Genomic DNA, 16963 nt, shown 5'->3' on the forward strand with positions numbered 1-16963 from the left:
AAGGCATGTTCAACGGTAAATCGATTTTCATCTCGGGCGGCACCGGCTCGTTCGGGCGCAATTTCATCCGCCGGTTGCTGGAGCAATACCAGCCCAAGCGGGTGGTGGTGTTTTCCCGCGATGAGCTCAAACAGTACGAGATGCAGCAGACGTTCAACGCGCCGTGCATGCGTTACTTCATTGGTGATGTGCGTGACGCCGACCGTTTGCGCCAGGCCATGCGCGGTATCGATTACGTGGTGCACGCCGCGGCGCTGAAGCAAGTGCCGGCGGCGGAATACAACCCCACCGAATGCATCCGCACCAACGTCAACGGCGCGGAAAACATCATTGCCGCGGCCATCGACAACGGCGTGAAAAAAGTCGTCGCGCTGTCCACCGACAAGGCCGCCAGCCCGATCAATCTGTACGGCGCGACCAAGTTGCTGTCGGACAAACTGTTCGTGGCCGCCAACAACATTGCCGGCGAACAGCAAACCCGGTTTGCCGTGGTGCGTTATGGCAACGTTGCCGGCTCACGGGGTTCGGTGGTGCCGTTCTTCAGCAAACTGATTGCCGAGGGCGCCAAAGAGCTGCCGATCACCGATGAGCGCATGACGCGGTTCTGGATCACCCTCGATCACGGCGTGAAGTTTGTGCTCGACAGCTTCGCCCGCATGCACGGCGGTGAAGTGTTTGTGCCGAAGATTCCGTCGATTCGCATCGTCGATCTGGCGCAGGGCATGGCTGACCATTTGCCGCACAAACACGTCGGCATTCGTCCGGGGGAAAAACTTCATGAGTTGATGGTGCCGCTGGATGACGCGCGCATGACCCTGGAGTTCGATGATCACTACACCATTCAGCCGTCGATCCGCTTCACCAGTGTCGACGTGGATTTTGCCGTGGACAAACTGGGGGAGCAGGGCCGGCCGGTGAGCGAAGACTTCGAGTACCGCTCCGACACCAACCCGCACTTCCTGTCGGTCGGCCAGATCGCTGACCTGCACGCGGAGTTGTCGGCATGATTCCCTACGGTCGGCAAAGCCTCGATCAGGCGGACATCGATGCGGTGGTCGCCGTGTTGCAGTCCGACTGGCTGACCCAAGGGCCGACCATCGAGCGTTTCGAACAGGCCATGGCCGAGCGTTGCCAGGCCGATTTCGCGGTGGCGGTGTGCAATGCCACGGCGGCGTTGCACATTGCCTGCCTCGCGGCGGGCCTGGGGCCGGGCGATCGGTTGTGGACCACGCCGAACACCTTTCTGGCCTCGGCCAACTGCGGTCGCTACTGCGGCGCCGACGTCGATTTTGTCGACATTGACCCGCTGACCTGGAACCTCGATGCCTACGCCTTGGCGTCGAAGTTGGAAATCGCCGAGCGCGACGGCAAGCTGCCGAAAGTGCTGGTGGCGGTAGCGTTCTCCGGGCAGAGCTGCGATATGCGCATGATCGCCGAACTGGCCGAGCGTTACGGTTTCACGGTGATCGAGGATGCCTCCCACGCGGTCGGCGCGTCCTATGCCGGGCGCCCAGTGGGTTGCGGTGAATTCGCGGCAATGACCGTGTTCAGTTTCCATCCAGTGAAGATCATCACCAGTGCCGAAGGCGGCATGGTGCTGACCAATCGCCCGGAACTGGCCGAGCGCTTGCAACGCCTGCGCAACCACGGCATGACCCGTGACCCCGAGCAGATGACCGAACCCAGCCACGGCCCCTGGTACTACCAGCAAGTGGAGCTGGGCTTCAATTACCGGATCACCGACCTGCAAGCGGCACTCGGTCTGTCACAGCTGAACAAGCTCGATGGCTTTATCGAGCGTCGACGCGAACTGGCGGCGCGTTACGACCGGTTGCTGGCGTACTTGCCGCTGACCTTGCCCAGTACGCAGCCTGAAGCCGAATCGGCGTGGCATCTGTACGTGGTGCGCTTGCAGACGGAGCGGATCAACCTCAGTCATCGACAGGTGTTCGAAGGCTTGCGAGCGGCCGGTGTCGGGGTGAATCTGCACTATATTCCCGTGCACTTGCAGCCATACTATCGCGACCTGGGTTTTGCCGAGGGTGATTTCCCCCAGGCCGAACGTTATTACGCCGAGGCCATCAGCCTGCCGCTGTTTCCTCTGCTGAGCGATGAACAACAGGACTATGTGGTCGAGCAATTGCGACGACTGATCCTTGAGGAGTAGTGACTCTTGAGCTGTGTTGCGATCATTCCGGCCCGCGGTGGCAGCAAGCGAATCCCGCGCAAGAACCTCAAGCCGTTCGACGGCGTGCCGATGATCGTCCGTTCGATTCGCACGGCGCTGGAATCAGAGCTGTTCGATCAGGTGATCGTCAGTACCGACGATGAGGAAATCGCCGACGTCGCACGAGCCAATGGCGCTCAGGTGCCGTTCATGCGGCCTGCGGCACTGGCTGACGATTTCACCGGGACTGCGGCGGTGATCGTGCATGCCTTGAATCAATTGCCGCCGTTCGACCATACCTGCTGCGTCTATGCGACGGCACCATTGCTGCAGGCGCGTTATCTGCGTCAGGGGCATGAGTTGCTGGTGCAGCACCCGGACAAATCTTTCGCGTTTTCAGTCACCGGTTTTGGTTTCCCGGTGCAGCGGGCCTTGACCCTCGACGCGCAGGGCGCCCTGACCTCGCTCTATCCGGAGTTTCGCGACACCCGTTCCCAGGACTTGCCCGAAGCCTTTCAAGACGCCGGCCAGTTCTACTGGGGACGCAGCGAGGCCTGGTTGCGTGGTGATGCGCTGTTCTCCCCGGCGAGCCTGCCGGTGATTCTGCCGCGCTACCTGGTACAGGATATCGACACCCTTGAAGACTGGAAACGCGCCGAATACCTTTACGCCGCATTGAAGGCTGGTGGTGAGTTGCAATGAGGGTACTGATCCGCGCTGACGCGTCGCCAACCATTGGCAGCGGCCATATTGCCCGCTGCCTGACCCTGGCCAGGGTGTTGCGCAAGCAGGGCACGCACGTTGCCTTCGCCTGTCGTCTGCTGCCGGGGCATCGACTGGACAGCCTGGCCAGCGAGGGCTTCGAGACCTTCGCGCTGCCGGCGCGCTACCCCGATGAAGATCCGCAGCAGGCCATCGAGTCGATGCTGCCGTGGCAGGCGGACATCGCCGCGCTGGCGCAAGCCCTGGAAAACCATCCGGCTTTCGACTGGATCATCGTCGACCACTATGGCCTCGATCATCACTGGCAGACCGCGGCCCGTCGCTGGGCACCGAGGATCGCGGCGGTGGATGACCTGGCAACTCGGCAGTACCGCGTCGATCTGCTGCTCAATCAAAATCTGTCGGGCACCCCAGAGGCTTATGCCTCGCTGCTGACGCCCGACTGCCAGACCTTGCTCGGTCCACGTTTTGCGATGTTGCGCGATGAGTTCTGCTGCCCGGCGGTCGAGATCAAGCCTCGGGCCAGGCGAGTATTGGTGAACTTCGGCGGCTTCGATGTGGCCATGCAGACCCACCACGCGATGTTGGCGCTGGCGGACCTTCATGAGCTGGAGGTCGATTTCGTGGCGGGTGCCGACAACCCGTCCTGGGAGCAGATGCAGGCGCTGGCGGCGTATCGTCCGAACTGGCGCCTGCACAGTTTTGTCAGCGACTTCTACCGGCTGATGACCGAGGCTGACCTGTTTGTCGGCGCTGGTGGCGGCACCAGTTGGGAGCGGGCGGCCATGGGGCTGCCGACGATCTGCATTGCGGTCTCGAATAATCAGCAGGCCAACGGCGAGGTGATGGCGACCTCGGGCGCTCATGTGTTCCTGGGCGACCGCGAGCATGTCAGCGTCGAGCAGTTGCGCCAAGCCATCGGTTTTGTCGTAGGCAATCAAGGTTTTCGTCAAAGTATGGCCGAACGCTCACGGCAGTTGGTCGATGGCCGTGGCGCGCAGCGGGTGGCGGCAGCACTGGCGGGAGCGGTACTGCAGGTGCGTCGAGCCGATCCGGACGATGCGCAATTGTTGTTCGAGGGACGTAATGCCGAGGCGGTACGGCGCTGGTCGCTGGACACCCACGCCATCGATTGGCAGCGGCATCAGGTCTGGTTGGCCGCGAGCCTGAACAACCCTCAGCGACTGCTGTTGATTGCCGAGGCGGATGACGGCCCGGTCGGTATGCTGCGCTATGACCTTGACGGTACTCGGGCCGAGGTCTCGATCTATCTGTTCGAAGGCCGATTCGGCCTGGGCTGGGGCAGGGCGCTGCTGGCGCGGGGCGAAGCGTTCGTCACGGCGCATTGGCCACAACTTGAGGCCATCACCGCTCAGGTGCTGCCGGCCAATCAGCCATCGCTGAAGGTTTTCCGCGAGGGTGGTTTTACTCAGAGTGCTTGCGCGTTCACGCGCGTGTTGAAGGATCCAGAACAATGACCAGTTTCAAGATCGGCAACCGCTCGATCGGTGCCGATGCGCCACCGTTCATCATTGCCGAGATGAGCGGCAACCATAACCAGTCGCTGGACATGGCGATAAAAATCGTCGAAGCCGCGGCCAAGGCCGGCGCCCATGCCTTGAAGCTGCAAACCTACACCGCCGAGACCATGACCCTGGACTTGTCCGAAGGCGAGTTCTTCATCAAGGACCCCAACAGCCTGTGGGCCGGTTCTTCGCTGTATGCGCTGTACGAAAAGGCCCACACGCCGTGGGAATGGCACGCGCCGATTTTCGCCCGGGCCAAAGAGCTGGGCATGCTGGCGTTTTCCACACCGTTCGATGACACCGCGGTGGACTTCCTCGAAAGCCTCGATGTGCCGGCCTACAAGATCGCCAGCTTCGAGAACACTGATCTGCCGTTGATTCGTCGGGTTGCGGCCACCGGCAAGCCGCTGATCATTTCCACCGGCATGGCCAGCATCGCTGAGCTCGATGAAACCGTGCGAGCCGCCCGAGAGGCCGGTTGCAAGGACCTGGTGTTGCTCAAGTGCACCAGCACTTACCCGGCGACGCCTGCCAACAGCAACGTGCGCACGATTCCTCATCTGCGTGAGTTGTTTGGCTGTGAAGTCGGTTTGTCCGACCATTCGATGGGCGTCGGGGTGTCTGTCGCCGCCGTAGCGCTGGGGGCGACAGTGGTGGAAAAACACTTCACCCTCGACCGTGCCGCCGGAGGCGTGGATGCCAGTTTCTCCCTGGAACCGGCCGAACTCGCCAGCCTGGTGGTCGAAACCGAGCGCGCCTGGCAGGCCATGGGCCAGGTGCATTACGGCGTGACTGACGCCGAGCGCAAGTCCCTGGTGTACCGCCGGTCGCTGTATGTCACCCAGGACATGATCGCCGGTGAGCCTTTTACCGCCGCCAATCTGCGGGCCATCCGTCCGGGTCTGGGGCTGGCCCCGAAACACGCTGAAACCCTTCTGGGCCGCCGTGCCCGCCAGGCCATCAAGCGCGGAACGCCGCTGGATTGGTCGCTGGTCGAATAACCGCTTGTGGGGCTGATTCGGCAAAATAGCGTGACCTGCGAGTCATTACGCGCATCTTCACTGTATTGTATAAATAGGGAAGAGGGCGCCTGGCCTGCTTTTGGCTCTGTGATGGCCTTTTACTCTTCCCTCTGTCACCTCGTTGAGGGCGACGTTATTCGTTGTTTGTCGGCGCCCCTCGATTCCTTGCGAGCGGTGGTATTGGGCTGTTTATTATTGGGAAGCCGTAATGATTGGCATAAAGAGCATTGCGAGCTACGTTCCTGTAGCCGGCGTGGACAATTACGCACAAGGTGCAAAATTCGAGAAGGATGAAGAGTTCATCCTGGGCAAGATCGGTTCGGCTTTCCTGCCGCGCAAAGACGCCGGGCAAGAAACCTCGGACCTGTGTGTCGAAGCAGTCAACGCGCTGTTTGCCAACAACCCTGAATTGAAGCGTGAAGCCATCGACGTGCTGATCGTCGTGACCCAGAACGGCGACGAAGAAGGTCTGCCGCACACCGCCGCCATCGTTCAGGACAAGCTGGGCCTGCCGACCACCGTGGCTGCGTTCGATATCTCCCTGGGCTGCTCCGGTTACGTCTACGGCATCTACGCCATCAAGGGCTTCATGGAAGCCGCAGGCCTGAAGAATGGCTTGCTGGTGACCGCCGATCCGTATTCGAAGATCGTCGACCCGGAAGATCGCAACACCACCATGTTGTTCGGCGATGCCGCCACCGCCACCTGGATGGGCGAAGACGCTCCATGGCAGTTGGGCAAGGCCAAGTTCGGCACCGACGGTTCCGGTGCGCCGCACCTGAAGGTCACCGATGGCGTGTTCTTCATGAATGGCCGTCAAGTCTTCAACTTCGCGCTGCTCAAAGTCCCTGCGCATTTGCACGAGCTGCTGGGCGACTCGGGCCTGACGGCCGACGATATCGATGCCTTCTGCATCCACCAGGGCAGTGCGGCGATTGTCGATGCCGTGGCGCGACGCTTCGAGGGCGAACCCGAGAAGTTCCTCAAGGACATGGTCGAGACCGGTAACACCGTGTCGTCGAGCATTCCATTACTGCTGGAAAAACACGTGCTCGATTCCAAGTGGAAGCGTGTGGCGCTCAGCGGTTTTGGTGTTGGTTTGTCTTGGGGATCGGCGATCATCTATCGTCCTTGATCCTCGGCTCTCTTAGTCAAAGAAAGCCAGACACAAAAATAGCGCTCAAGGTGTAACCTTGAGCGCTATTTTTTTGCCCGAATGAAAAGCGAGGCTCCATGAGCGAGTTCTTTGAGCGCAACGCTGAGGTCATACAGCGCCGCTGGCCATTACTGTCTGCGCGTTTGCTTGTTGAAGACTCAAGCCTGTTACAGACCGATCTGGTCGAGGGCCTGGGTTCGACGTTGAGCATCAACGGCATCCAGCTGACCAGTCGCCATGACCGCACCCGCGAGGCCAGGCTTCAGGCCGACAGTCTGCCCATCGACAGCCCTGTGGCGCATGTCTACGGCACCGGGCTTGGCGATCTGCAGATGGAGTTGCTGCAGCGCGCCGGGCTTGAGCGCTTGTATGTGCATATCCTCAACGGCGCGGTGTTTGCGCTGGTGCTGCAATTACTTGATCAACAGCCGTGGCTTGGCGATCCGCGAGTTGAGTTGCTGTATGCCGGCGATCTGGCGGAAATCCGGCTGCCGTTCTTTGCATTGCCGTCGGAGTTGGTGCTGGCCGATGACTTCAATGCCAAGATCCGCGATCGCCTGATCAGCGAAACCCACCTGGCGTTTAATAACCGTGAGTTTGACCCTCAGGCTCCAAACATCGTCGAGCGCTTGCAGGCGAGCCTGCCGCTGGTGCAGACCGATGGTGATGTGGCCGAGTTGTTCGGTTCCCGTGCCGGGCAGGAAGTGTTCGTCATTGCCACGGGCCCGAGTCTTGAGCTGCACTTCGATCGCTTGCGGGCGATTCGCGAGCGGGCGGTGCGACCGTTGTTCATTTGTGTCGATACTGCCTACCGGCCACTACTCAATCATGGCATTCGTCCCGACGTAGTGGTCAGCATTGACCAGCGTATCTCGGCCCGACATCTGCCTCCCGAAGACACGTCCGCGATCACACTGGCGTACATGCCTATGGTCGATCCTCTGGTGCTTCAGGCTTGGCAGGGGCGGCGTTATACCGGTTATTCCGCCAGCCCGATCTACCAACAGCTGCGTCAGCAATGGCCCAAGGGTGAGCTTTATGTGGGCGGTAGCGTGATTCATCCAGCGGTGGACCTTGCGGTGAAGATGGGCGCAACGCAGATCACTCTGTTCGGCGCCGACTTTGCCTTTCCCGGCGATAAGACCCATGCCGGCTGGAACGATGGCGACCTTGGCCCGCAACTGAGTGCGGCGAAACACTGGGTGCTCGACGGGCATGGCCAGCGGATCAAGACGCAGCTCAACTTCCGCAGTTATTTGTGTGAGCTGGAGCGTTTTATCGCGGGTCATCCACGGGTGCGTTTCTATAACAGCAGCCGGGCAGGGGCGATGATCGCCGGTGCGGTGTTTCACCCGGAGTTGACGGTATGAGCGAGCTGCAGTCTTTTATTGTCGGTTCGCAGCAGTGTGCGGCGTTGTTTCGGTTGGGGCGTGATGTGGAAGCGGGGCTGGCAATGATCGAACTGATCTCGACGGTGCAGTTGTCCTTCGATCAGGCGTCAAAGGATGCTCAGCAGCAATGGGTGTTTTTGCTCGGCCTGATGCTCGATTGCCAGGAAGCACAAAACTGGCTCGCCCTGGCGGATTACCTCGAGTACGAATTGGTCCGGCTGATGACCGACACTCTGTCCTTTTAAGCAGTTTCTCTTCTGCCGGCGCCGGGGTGGTTTCGCCAACCTGTCGCCGGCAATTCCCTGACGTCATTTTTTCGTTGCTTGAGTGTGGCCAAGTCCTTTGTTTATGGGGGGTGGCAACGTGATGGCAAATATTTTCGAAAATCCCCTAAAGCAAGTTGCAATCCCGACGATAACTATTACGAAGGTTCTCTAGGCCATACCCGGCGGTTGCCAGGGCCGGAAGCCGCAGTACCCAACCAACGAGGAATTCGTCATGGCTTTAACAGTAAACACTAACGTTACATCGTTGAACGTACAGAAAAACCTGAACAAGGCTTCTGATGCTCTGTCGACTTCGATGACTCGCCTGTCTTCCGGCCTGAAAATCAACAGCGCTAAAGACGACGCCGCCGGCCTGCAAATCGCTACCCGTATGACTTCGCAGATCCGCGGTCAGACCATGGCGATCAAAAACGCCAACGACGGTATCTCGATTGCTCAGACCGCTGAAGGCGCGATGCAAGAATCGACCAACATTCTGCAGCGTATGCGTGAACTGGCTGTTCAATCGCGAAACGACTCCAACGGTACCGACGACCGTGCTGCTCTGAACAAAGAGTTCGCGACCATGTCGGACGAACTGACCCGTATTGCCAAGTCGACCAACCTGAACGGCAAAAACCTGATCGATGGCACCGCTGGCACCATGACCTTCCAGGTCGGTTCCAACACTGGCGCTACCAACCAGATCACCATCACTCTGGATAGCGGCTTCGATGCTGCCACCCTGAGCGTTGACTCTGCTGCCATCGCCATCACTGGTAACGACAGCGCCACTGCAGAAGCGAGCTCCAAAGCTGCAATCGACGCAATCGACGCGGCACTGAAAACTATCAACACCAGCCGTGCGGACCTCGGTGCTGCCCAGAACCGTCTGACCAGCACCATCTCCAACCTGCAGAACATCAACGAAAACGCCAGTGCTGCACTGGGTCGCGTGCAAGATACCGACTTCGCTGCTGAAACTGCACAGCTGACCAAGCAACAAACCCTGCAACAAGCTTCCACCGCAGTTCTGGCTCAGGCCAACCAACTGCCATCCGCTGTACTGAAACTGCTTCAGTAATAGCTGATGAGTTTTGGCGGGGGAGTGCGCTTGTCGCGCTCTCTCGCTTTTTACTTTAAGAGGTGATGGACATGGATATGAGCGTCAAGCTGAACTTGTCTTATCCTGCGGCCCAGCAGGCGACGACTGTTGCCGACAAGCCTGCGGAAAAGCCTCGAGCGGAAACTGCGCCAGTGGTTGCCGTCAAGGAAGAAGGTAAAAAAGACCAGACCGAGCAGGAAAAACTGAAGATGGCCGTTCAGGAAATCGAAAAGTTCGTTCAATCGGTCAAGCGTAACCTGGAGTTCTCGATTGACGAGCCTTCAGGAAAAGTTGTGGTCAAAGTGATTGCCAGTGACTCCGGTGAGGTGATTCGTCAAATCCCCAACGAAGAAGTCCTTAAATTGGCGAACAGTTTGAATGATGCAAGCAGCCTGTTGTTCAGCGCAAAAGTCTGACAACTGGCACGAATTTTGTTGCTATGTTCTTTTGGGCGTTGTAGTGGTCAAAAGGCCGGCGACACACTGAAGGGAGTTCCACATGGCAAGTCCAATTCTACCGGGCACGGGTTTAGGCTCCGGCCTTGATACCGGTGCTATCGTCAAAGCCTTGGTAAACGCTGACAAAGCCGCCAAGCAAGGTCAGATCGACCGTGGGACTGCGACCAACACCGCGAGTATTTCCGGCATTGGTACCTTGAAGTCGCTGATGGCTGCCTTCAATCAGGCCATGAAGGATCTGGGCAGCACGACTACCCCGCAATTTCCGGGTTTTGCAGCCACTTCCTCCGATGTGAAGATCGTCGGCGCCACTGCCAGCAACTCGGCGGTAAACGGCAACTACGTCGTGAAAGTGGATAATCTGGCCACGGCTTCGAAAGTCACCAGCGCAGCGTTCGCCGGCGGTACGACCAGCCCGATCACTGCAGGTACGTTGAGCATCACGCAGGGCACCAGCACCTACAACGTCGACATCAAGGCCGGGGCGACGCTGCAATCGGTTCGCGATTCGATCAACGCCGATACCTCGCTCAAGAGCGCAGGTATCAGTGCCAACATCGTCACCGACTCCTTCGGTTCGCGCCTGGTACTTGGCTCGACCACGACCGGTGCGGGCTCTGACATTTCCGTCAGCGGCATTTCGGAGCTGACTATCGACGGCAGCAATGTCGTTGGCGCCAGCGGCGGCCCGGCAATGACCGCTACCTCGGCCGGTTCGATCGGTGCTGTGGCCATTGATGCTAACTTCTCCATCGATGGTATGGCGCTGACCAGCAAGAGCAATACAGTAGACAAGGCTGTTTCCGGGCTAACCTTAAGCTTGGTGGCGACCGGTACTTCGACCGTTACTGTGGCCAGCAACAACGATGGTCTGAAAGCGTCGATCCAGAAGTTCGTCGATGCTTACAATGCTCTGGCCAACGGCATCACGGCATTGACCAAGCCTTCGCTCGACAATAATGGCAAGCCGACCGTTTCGGCTGCATTGACCGGCGACGCGTTGCCGCGTTCGATTCTCTCGTCCATACGCAGTCCGCTGGCGGAAACCGGAGCGGGTGACAAACTGACTGTTCTGGCGCAGCTGGGTATTACCACCGATCAAAAAACCGGTGCCCTCAACTTCGACAGCACCAAGTTCACCAGCGCCATGAATGACAAGAAGCTGGGCGGTGAAGTCCAGAAGATGTTTGTCGGTGACGCTGGCAGCGACAATGGTCTGTTGGCGCGCATGACGAAGGCTATCGCACCGTTCACCGATACTGGCGGTGTTCTGGATCAGCGCACAACAAGTCTGAACAAGACAAAGACCAAGTTGAGCAATGACCAGGACGCCCTGGATCGCCGAATAGAGACCCTGACCTCGGTACTGACCAAAAAGTACAATGACATGGATACGCTTGTCGGCAAGCTGAAAGCGACAGCCAGTAACATCACGTCGATGTTCGAAGCCATGACCGCGCAGCAGAAGAACTCGTAACACTCATAGTGCCAAAAGCCCGGCAGCGTTTACACGCTCCGGGCTTTTTGTTTTTGAATCTAAAGTTTTTTGACGCATCGTCGATACACTGGTTATGCGAACCACAGAATTCTGATGAGGTACAACATGAATCCAATGTTAGCCCTTCGCCAATACCAGAAGATTGGCGCTCAGGCGCAAACTTCCGAAGCCAGTCCCCATCGTCTGGTGCAGATGCTGATGGAAGGCGGTCTGGATCGTATCGCCCAGGCCAAAGGCGCGATGGAGCGTAAGGATATTCCGAACAAAGGTGTTCTGATCGGCAAGGCCATCGGCATTATCGGTGGATTGCGAGAGGGGCTGGACCTGGAGAAGCAGGCAGAGTCCGTCAGTGAGCTGGATAATCTCTACGCCTACATGATGAAGCGCTTGGCGGAAGCCAACCTCAGGACCGATCCAAAAATCCTCGACGAAGTCTCCGACCTGCTTCGCACGGTGAAAGACGGTTGGGATGCTATTGGCGCACCTGCTCCCCAGTTTTAAGGAGATCACCATGAGTCTTGTATTGCAGCGAATCGAGCATACCCGGGACGCCCTGGTCGAGGCATTGGCCGAGCGTAACTGGGAAGCCATCGGTGAATTGGACCTGGCTTGCCGTTCCTGCATGGAAGACGTCTTGAGTGAAGCTTCGGTGGACGAGACCGCGTTGCGCGAAAACCTGGAGGAGTTGCTGGGGGTGTATAAACAGCTTCTGGCAGCGGCGACGGGGGAGCGTCAGGCGATAGTCGACGAGATGTCGCAGATCCACCAAGCACAGAGCGCGGCAAAGGTTTACCATCTGTTTGGTTAATTAACCCTCAGTTAATCCAAACATAGTGCGCCATAAATTTGACTGTGCACGGTTTTTTGACTTAACTAGTGGCTGGTTCCAGATTTCAGGCGTCTACAGGCACAACGTGTCTGCAAGCGTCTAGCTTGCCCCTCATTTTGGGCATTGAGTTGACTAGGGAAGTTGCTATTGCATGTGGCGTGAAACCAAAATTCTGCTGATTGATGACGATAGCGTCCGCCGCCGCGATTTGGCGGTGATTTTAAATTTTCTCGGCGAAGAAAATTTACCCTGTGGCAGCCATGACTGGCAGCAGGCGGTCGGCTCTCTGTCATCAAGTCGTGAAGTAATCTGTGTCCTCATCGGGACGGTAAATGCTCCTGGTGCACTTTTGGGCCTGTTAAAGACACTCTCAACCTGGGATGAGTTCCTTCCAGTTTTGTTAATGGGCGATAATTCTTCCATTGACTTGCCGGAAGACCAGCGTCGCCGAGTGCTTTCCACGCTCGAAATGCCGCCCAGCTACAGCAAACTGCTCGATTCGCTGCACCGTGCCCAGGTCTATCGCGAGATGTATGACCAGGCCCGTGAGCGCGGTCGTCACCGTGAACCGAATCTTTTCCGCAGCCTTGTTGGCACCAGTCGGGCGATTCAACACGTCCGTCAGATGATGCAGCAAGTCGCCGACACCGACGCCAGCGTGCTGATCCTCGGTGAGTCCGGCACTGGCAAGGAAGTGGTCGCGCGCAATCTGCACTACCACTCCAAGCGTCGTGAAGCGCCGTTCGTTCCGGTCAACTGCGGGGCGATTCCGGCCGAGTTGCTGGAAAGCGAATTGTTCGGTCACGAGAAGGGCGCCTTCACCGGGGCGATCACCAGTCGTGCCGGGCGTTTCGAGCTGGCCAACGGCGGTACGCTGTTCCTGGATGAAATCGGCGACATGCCGTTGCCGATGCAGGTCAAGCTGTTGCGCGTCTTGCAGGAGCGCACCTTCGAGCGCGTGGGTAGCAACAAGACCCAAAGCGTCGATGTGCGGATCATTGCGGCAACTCACAAGAATCTCGAAAGCATGATCGAGATCGGCACGTTCCGCGAAGACCTCTACTATCGCCTGAATGTGTTCCCGATCGAGATGGCGCCACTGCGCGAGCGCGTCGAAGACATCCCGTTGCTGATGAACGAGTTGATCTCGCGCATGGAGCACGAGAAGCGCGGCTCGATCCGGTTCAACTCGGCGGCGATCATGTCGCTGTGCCGTCACGGCTGGCCGGGCAACGTTCGCGAGCTGGCCAACCTGGTGGAGCGCATGGCGATCATGCACCCGTACGGGGTGATCGGGGTGGTCGAGTTGCCGAAGAAATTCCGCTACGTCGATGACGAAGATGAGCAGTTGGTCGATAGCCTGCGCAGTGATCTCGAAGAGCGGGTGGCCATCAACGGTCATACCCCGGACTTCACCGCCAATGCGCTGCTGCCGCCGGAAGGCCTGGACCTGAAGGACTACCTCGGCGGTCTGGAGCAAGGGTTGATTCAGCAGGCGCTGGATGACGCCAACGGCATTGTGGCGCGGGCGGCCGAACGGCTGCGTATTCGTCGCACGACCCTGGTGGAGAAGATGCGCAAGTACGGCATGAGCCGTCGTGATGGTGATGAACAGGCGGATGATTGACGCCTGTTTTTCAACCCCTTCATTTATAGGCAGTTTTTTTTAGGCACGGGTATTGCTACATCCCTCGCAACGTTCCGTTTAACTGACGGTCAACCACGCGAGAGAGCACAATGCCCCAAGCCGCCCAGATGTCTCCTGTCCCTGATGTTTCGGGGCAACCGTCGTCCGTAGAGCAGGCAAGCCGGCTTGGCCTTGAGCAGGCGTTTGCGCTGTTCAACCAGATGTCGAGCCAATTGACCGATTCCTACAGCATGCTCGAAGCCCGGGTCACCGAGCTCAAGGGTGAGCTGGCGGTGGTCAGCGCCCAGCGCATGCAGGAGCTGGCGGAAAAAGAGCGTCTGGCCAACCGGCTGCAAAACCTCCTCGATCTATTGCCTGGCGGCGTCATCGTCATCGACGCCCAAGGCATCGTGCGTGAAGCCAATCCCGCCGCGTGTGAGTTGCTCGGCTTGCCCCTCGAAGGCGAGCTATGGCGCCACGTCATTGCTCGATGCTTTGCGCCGCGCGAAGACGACGGCCACGAAATCTCCCTCAAGGACGGTCGGCGCCTGTCGATCGCTACCCGCTCGCTGGATGCCGAACCCGGTCAGTTGGTGTTGCTCAACGACCTGACTGAAACCCGTCATCTACAAGATCAACTGGCCCGCCATGAGCGCCTGTCGTCGCTCGGTCGCATGGTCGCCTCGTTGGCCCATCAGATTCGTRCGCCGTTGTCAGCCGCGTTGCTCTATGCCAGTCATTTGACTGAGCAGGAGCTGCCGGTCGCCACGCAGCAGCGTTTTGCCGGCCGCCTGAAAGAGCGTCTGCATGAGCTGGAACACCAGGTGCGCGACATGCTGGTGTTCGCTCGCGGTGAGCTGCCGTTGACCGATCGCGTCACCCCAAAAATGCTGATGCAGTCGCTGCAAGCGGCGGCGCTGACTCATGTTCAGGATCTGCCGGTGCGTTGGCAATGCGACAGTCATGCCGGTGAGTTGCTGTGCAATCGCGACACGCTGGTCGGAGCGATCCTCAATCTGATCGAAAACGCTATTCAGGCCAGTGCCGGGGACGTCCGTTTGAAGGTTCACCTGTATACCCGCGACAACAACCTGCGCGTATCGGTCAGCGACAGCGGCAGTGGTATCGACACGAAAGTGTTGGCACGTTTGGGCGAGCCGTTTTTCACCACCAAAACCACGGGTACCGGTCTGGGGCTGACCGTGGTCAAGGCAGTGGCCCGTGCTCATCAGGGGGAATTGCAGTTGCGTTCGCGGCCGGGTCGCGGCACTTGCGCGCAGGTGATCCTGCCGCTTTTCGCGGGTGAGCAGTCCAGCGCTCAGGGAGTGAAGTGAAGGATATGACCATCAAGGTTTTACTGGTCGAGGATGATCGCGCGCTACGGGAAGCACTGGCCGATACGCTGGTGCTTGCCGGACACGATTACACCGCTGTCGGTTCGGCGGAAGAGGCGCTGGCTGCGGTTGGCACCGAGGCCTTTAACCTGGTGGTCAGTGACGTCAACATGCCGGGCATGGACGGTCATCAGTTGCTTGGATTGCTGCGGGCTCGTCAGCCGCAACTGCCGGTGTTGTTGATGACTGCTCACGGTGCGGTCGAGCGTGCGGTCGACGCCATGCGTCAGGGCGCGGCGGATTATCTGGTCAAGCCGTTCGAGCCCAAAGCCTTGCTCGATCTGGTGGCGCGCCACGCCTTGGGCAATCTCGGCGCGATCGAGAGCGAGGGGCCTGTGGCGTTCGAGCCGGCCAGTGCGCAATTGCTGGAATTGGCTGCGCGCGTGGCGCGCAGTGATTCCACGGTGTTGATCTCCGGTGAGTCCGGGACCGGCAAGGAAGTGCTGGCGCGTTACATCCATCAGCACTCCCATCGCGCCAGTCAGCCGTTCATTGCGATCAACTGCGCAGCGATCCCGGACAACATGCTTGAAGCTACTTTGTTCGGTCACGAAAAGGGTTCGTTCACCGGCGCCATCGCGGCGCAGGCCGGCAAGTTCGAGCAGGCCGATGGCGGGACGATCCTGCTCGATGAAATTTCCGAAATGCCCCTTGGTCTGCAGGCCAAGTTACTGCGCGTACTGCAGGAGCGTGAAGTCGAGCGAGTCGGCGCCCGCAAGCCGATCACGCTGGACATTCGAGTGGTCGCTACCACCAACCGTGACCTGGCCGGTGAAGTGGCGGCGGGGCGTTTCCGCGAAGATCTTTACTATCGCCTGTCGGTGTTCCCGTTGGCCTGGCGTCCGCTGCGCGAGCGCACCGCCGACATCCTGCCGCTGGCCGAGCGCCTGCTGGCCAAACACGTCAATAAAATGAAGCACGCCGCGGCAAAGCTTTCGCCCGAGGCGCAGGCGTGCCTGATTGGTTATCCGTGGCCGGGCAACGTGCGTGAACTGGATAACGCGATCCAGCGGGCCTTGATTCTGCAGCAGGGCGGTTTGATCCAGCCGCAGGATTTCTGCCTGGCCGGGCCTGTGGCGTGTGCGCCATTGCCAGCATTGACGCCGACGCCTGCGCGCGTTGTGGAGGTCGAAGCCGAATCGGCGGGCGCCCTCGGCGATGACCTGCGGCGCCGTGAGTTCCAGATGATCATCGACACCTTGCGCTCCGAGCGCGGTCGGCGCAAGGAAGCCGCCGAGCGACTGGGCATCAGCCCGCGCACCTTGCGCTACAAGCTGGCGCAGATGCGTGACGCTGGAATGGATGTGGAAGCGTATTTGTTCGCCACGTAACGGTCGGCAAACTAAAGCACAGGAGAGCTTTTGTTTAGAGCGGCCACGGAGCTGGCACCCTTGTTGCTAACACCTCACTACTCGCCGAGTGAGTGTCAAAAAATTGCGAGTAGCCAAAGAGAGCAGACCATGAGCCAAGGTATTGAATTCAACCGGTTGATGCTGGATATGCGCGCCATGCAAATGGATGCCATGTCTGCGCCGAAATCGACTGCCGCAGTCCCTGAAGTGGGTGGCAGCAGCTTTGCCGACATGCTCGGTCAGGCCGTCAATAAAGTGAACGACACCCAGCAGGCGTCCAATCAGTTGGCCAGTGCCTTCGAGATCGGTAAAAGCGGCGTTGACCTGACGGACGTGATGATTTCCTCACAGAAGGCCAGCGTGTCTTTTCAGGCACTGACCCAAGTGCGTAACAAGCTGGTTCAGGCTTACCAAGACATCATGCAGATGCCGGTTTAAGGACGAGATTG

Annotated in this window: 17 protein-coding genes; all 17 read left to right on the forward strand. The window is 59.1% G+C overall.

Annotated elements, in window-relative coordinates:
- Positions 1–5 precede the first annotated feature (5 nt).
- The 17 genes from pseB to fliE all read left to right on the forward strand — a co-directional run bounded on the left by pseB (position 6) and on the right by fliE (position 16952).
- Positions 6–1007, forward strand: coding sequence for a UDP-N-acetylglucosamine 4,6-dehydratase (inverting) (gene pseB, locus AC1D2Q_RS16915; RefSeq protein WP_253420071.1), 1002 nt, complete (start codon positions 6–8; stop codon positions 1005–1007).
- Positions 1004–2167: a UDP-4-amino-4,6-dideoxy-N-acetyl-beta-L-altrosamine transaminase gene (gene pseC / locus AC1D2Q_RS16920; protein ID WP_477813916.1), complete on the forward strand. Its 1164-nt coding sequence runs from the start codon at positions 1004–1006 to the stop codon at positions 2165–2167. Before pseB ends, pseC begins: the two co-directional genes overlap by 4 nt.
- Before the next feature lie 6 nt (positions 2168–2173).
- Positions 2174–2869, forward strand: a complete 696-nt coding sequence (pseF, locus tag AC1D2Q_RS16925) for a pseudaminic acid cytidylyltransferase (RefSeq protein ID WP_428635595.1) — start codon at positions 2174–2176, stop codon at positions 2867–2869.
- Positions 2866–4368: a UDP-2,4-diacetamido-2,4,6-trideoxy-beta-L-altropyranose hydrolase gene (gene pseG, locus AC1D2Q_RS16930; RefSeq protein ID WP_477813917.1), complete on the forward strand. Its 1503-nt coding sequence runs from the start codon at positions 2866–2868 to the stop codon at positions 4366–4368. Before pseF ends, pseG begins: the two co-directional genes overlap by 4 nt.
- Positions 4365–5417: a pseudaminic acid synthase gene (gene pseI / locus AC1D2Q_RS16935; protein WP_064619507.1), complete on the forward strand. Its 1053-nt coding sequence runs from the start codon at positions 4365–4367 to the stop codon at positions 5415–5417. Before pseG ends, pseI begins: the two co-directional genes overlap by 4 nt.
- Before the next feature lie 229 nt (positions 5418–5646).
- Complete coding sequence (locus AC1D2Q_RS16940; RefSeq protein WP_018925031.1) at positions 5647–6573, forward strand: ketoacyl-ACP synthase III; 927 nt, start codon at positions 5647–5649, stop codon at positions 6571–6573.
- Between the two features lie 98 nt (positions 6574–6671).
- On the forward strand, positions 6672–7964 hold the full coding sequence (locus AC1D2Q_RS16945) for a motility associated factor glycosyltransferase family protein (RefSeq protein ID WP_428635599.1): 1293 nt from the start codon (positions 6672–6674) through the stop codon (positions 7962–7964).
- The gene (locus AC1D2Q_RS16950) at positions 7961–8230 is read left to right on the forward strand and encodes a hypothetical protein (RefSeq protein ID WP_428635600.1); all 270 of its coding nucleotides are present in this window, start codon (positions 7961–7963) and stop codon (positions 8228–8230) included. The genes AC1D2Q_RS16945 and AC1D2Q_RS16950 overlap by 4 nt, the downstream gene beginning before the upstream one ends.
- A 253-nt stretch (positions 8231–8483) precedes the next feature.
- Complete coding sequence (locus AC1D2Q_RS16955; RefSeq protein WP_428632231.1) at positions 8484–9335, forward strand: flagellin domain-containing protein; 852 nt, start codon at positions 8484–8486, stop codon at positions 9333–9335.
- A gap of 71 nt (positions 9336–9406) precedes the next feature.
- Positions 9407–9772 (forward strand): flagellar protein FlaG, encoded by a 366-nt coding sequence (locus tag AC1D2Q_RS16960; RefSeq protein ID WP_026286326.1) that lies wholly within the window; start codon positions 9407–9409, stop codon positions 9770–9772.
- 82 nt (positions 9773–9854) lie between these two features.
- Positions 9855–11291, forward strand: coding sequence for a flagellar filament capping protein FliD (gene fliD / locus AC1D2Q_RS16965; RefSeq protein ID WP_428632225.1), 1437 nt, complete (start codon positions 9855–9857; stop codon positions 11289–11291).
- A gap of 126 nt (positions 11292–11417) precedes the next feature.
- Entirely contained in the window at positions 11418–11813 is a 396-nt protein-coding gene (fliS, locus tag AC1D2Q_RS16970; RefSeq protein WP_428632222.1) for a flagellar export chaperone FliS, read from the forward strand.
- 10 nt (positions 11814–11823) lie between these two features.
- On the forward strand, positions 11824–12120 hold the full coding sequence (fliT, locus tag AC1D2Q_RS16975; protein ID WP_428632220.1) for a flagellar protein FliT: 297 nt from the start codon (positions 11824–11826) through the stop codon (positions 12118–12120).
- A 172-nt stretch (positions 12121–12292) separates the two neighbouring features.
- Positions 12293–13768: a sigma-54 dependent transcriptional regulator gene (locus AC1D2Q_RS16980; protein ID WP_026345697.1), complete on the forward strand. Its 1476-nt coding sequence runs from the start codon at positions 12293–12295 to the stop codon at positions 13766–13768.
- 128 nt (positions 13769–13896) lie between these two features.
- Positions 13897–15102: a sensor histidine kinase gene (locus AC1D2Q_RS16985; protein WP_477813964.1), complete on the forward strand. Its 1206-nt coding sequence runs from the start codon at positions 13897–13899 to the stop codon at positions 15100–15102.
- Positions 15103–15107: 5 nt separating this feature from the next.
- Positions 15108–16493, forward strand: coding sequence for a sigma-54-dependent transcriptional regulator (locus AC1D2Q_RS16990; RefSeq protein ID WP_477813918.1), 1386 nt, complete (start codon positions 15108–15110; stop codon positions 16491–16493).
- A gap of 129 nt (positions 16494–16622) precedes the next feature.
- A complete protein-coding gene (fliE, locus tag AC1D2Q_RS16995) occupies positions 16623–16952 on the forward strand; it encodes a flagellar hook-basal body complex protein FliE (RefSeq protein ID WP_018925042.1) in 330 nt (109 codons plus the stop codon).
- Positions 16953–16963 lie beyond the last annotated feature (11 nt).

It is taken from the genome of Pseudomonas sp. P1_A1, assembly GCF_056406935.1.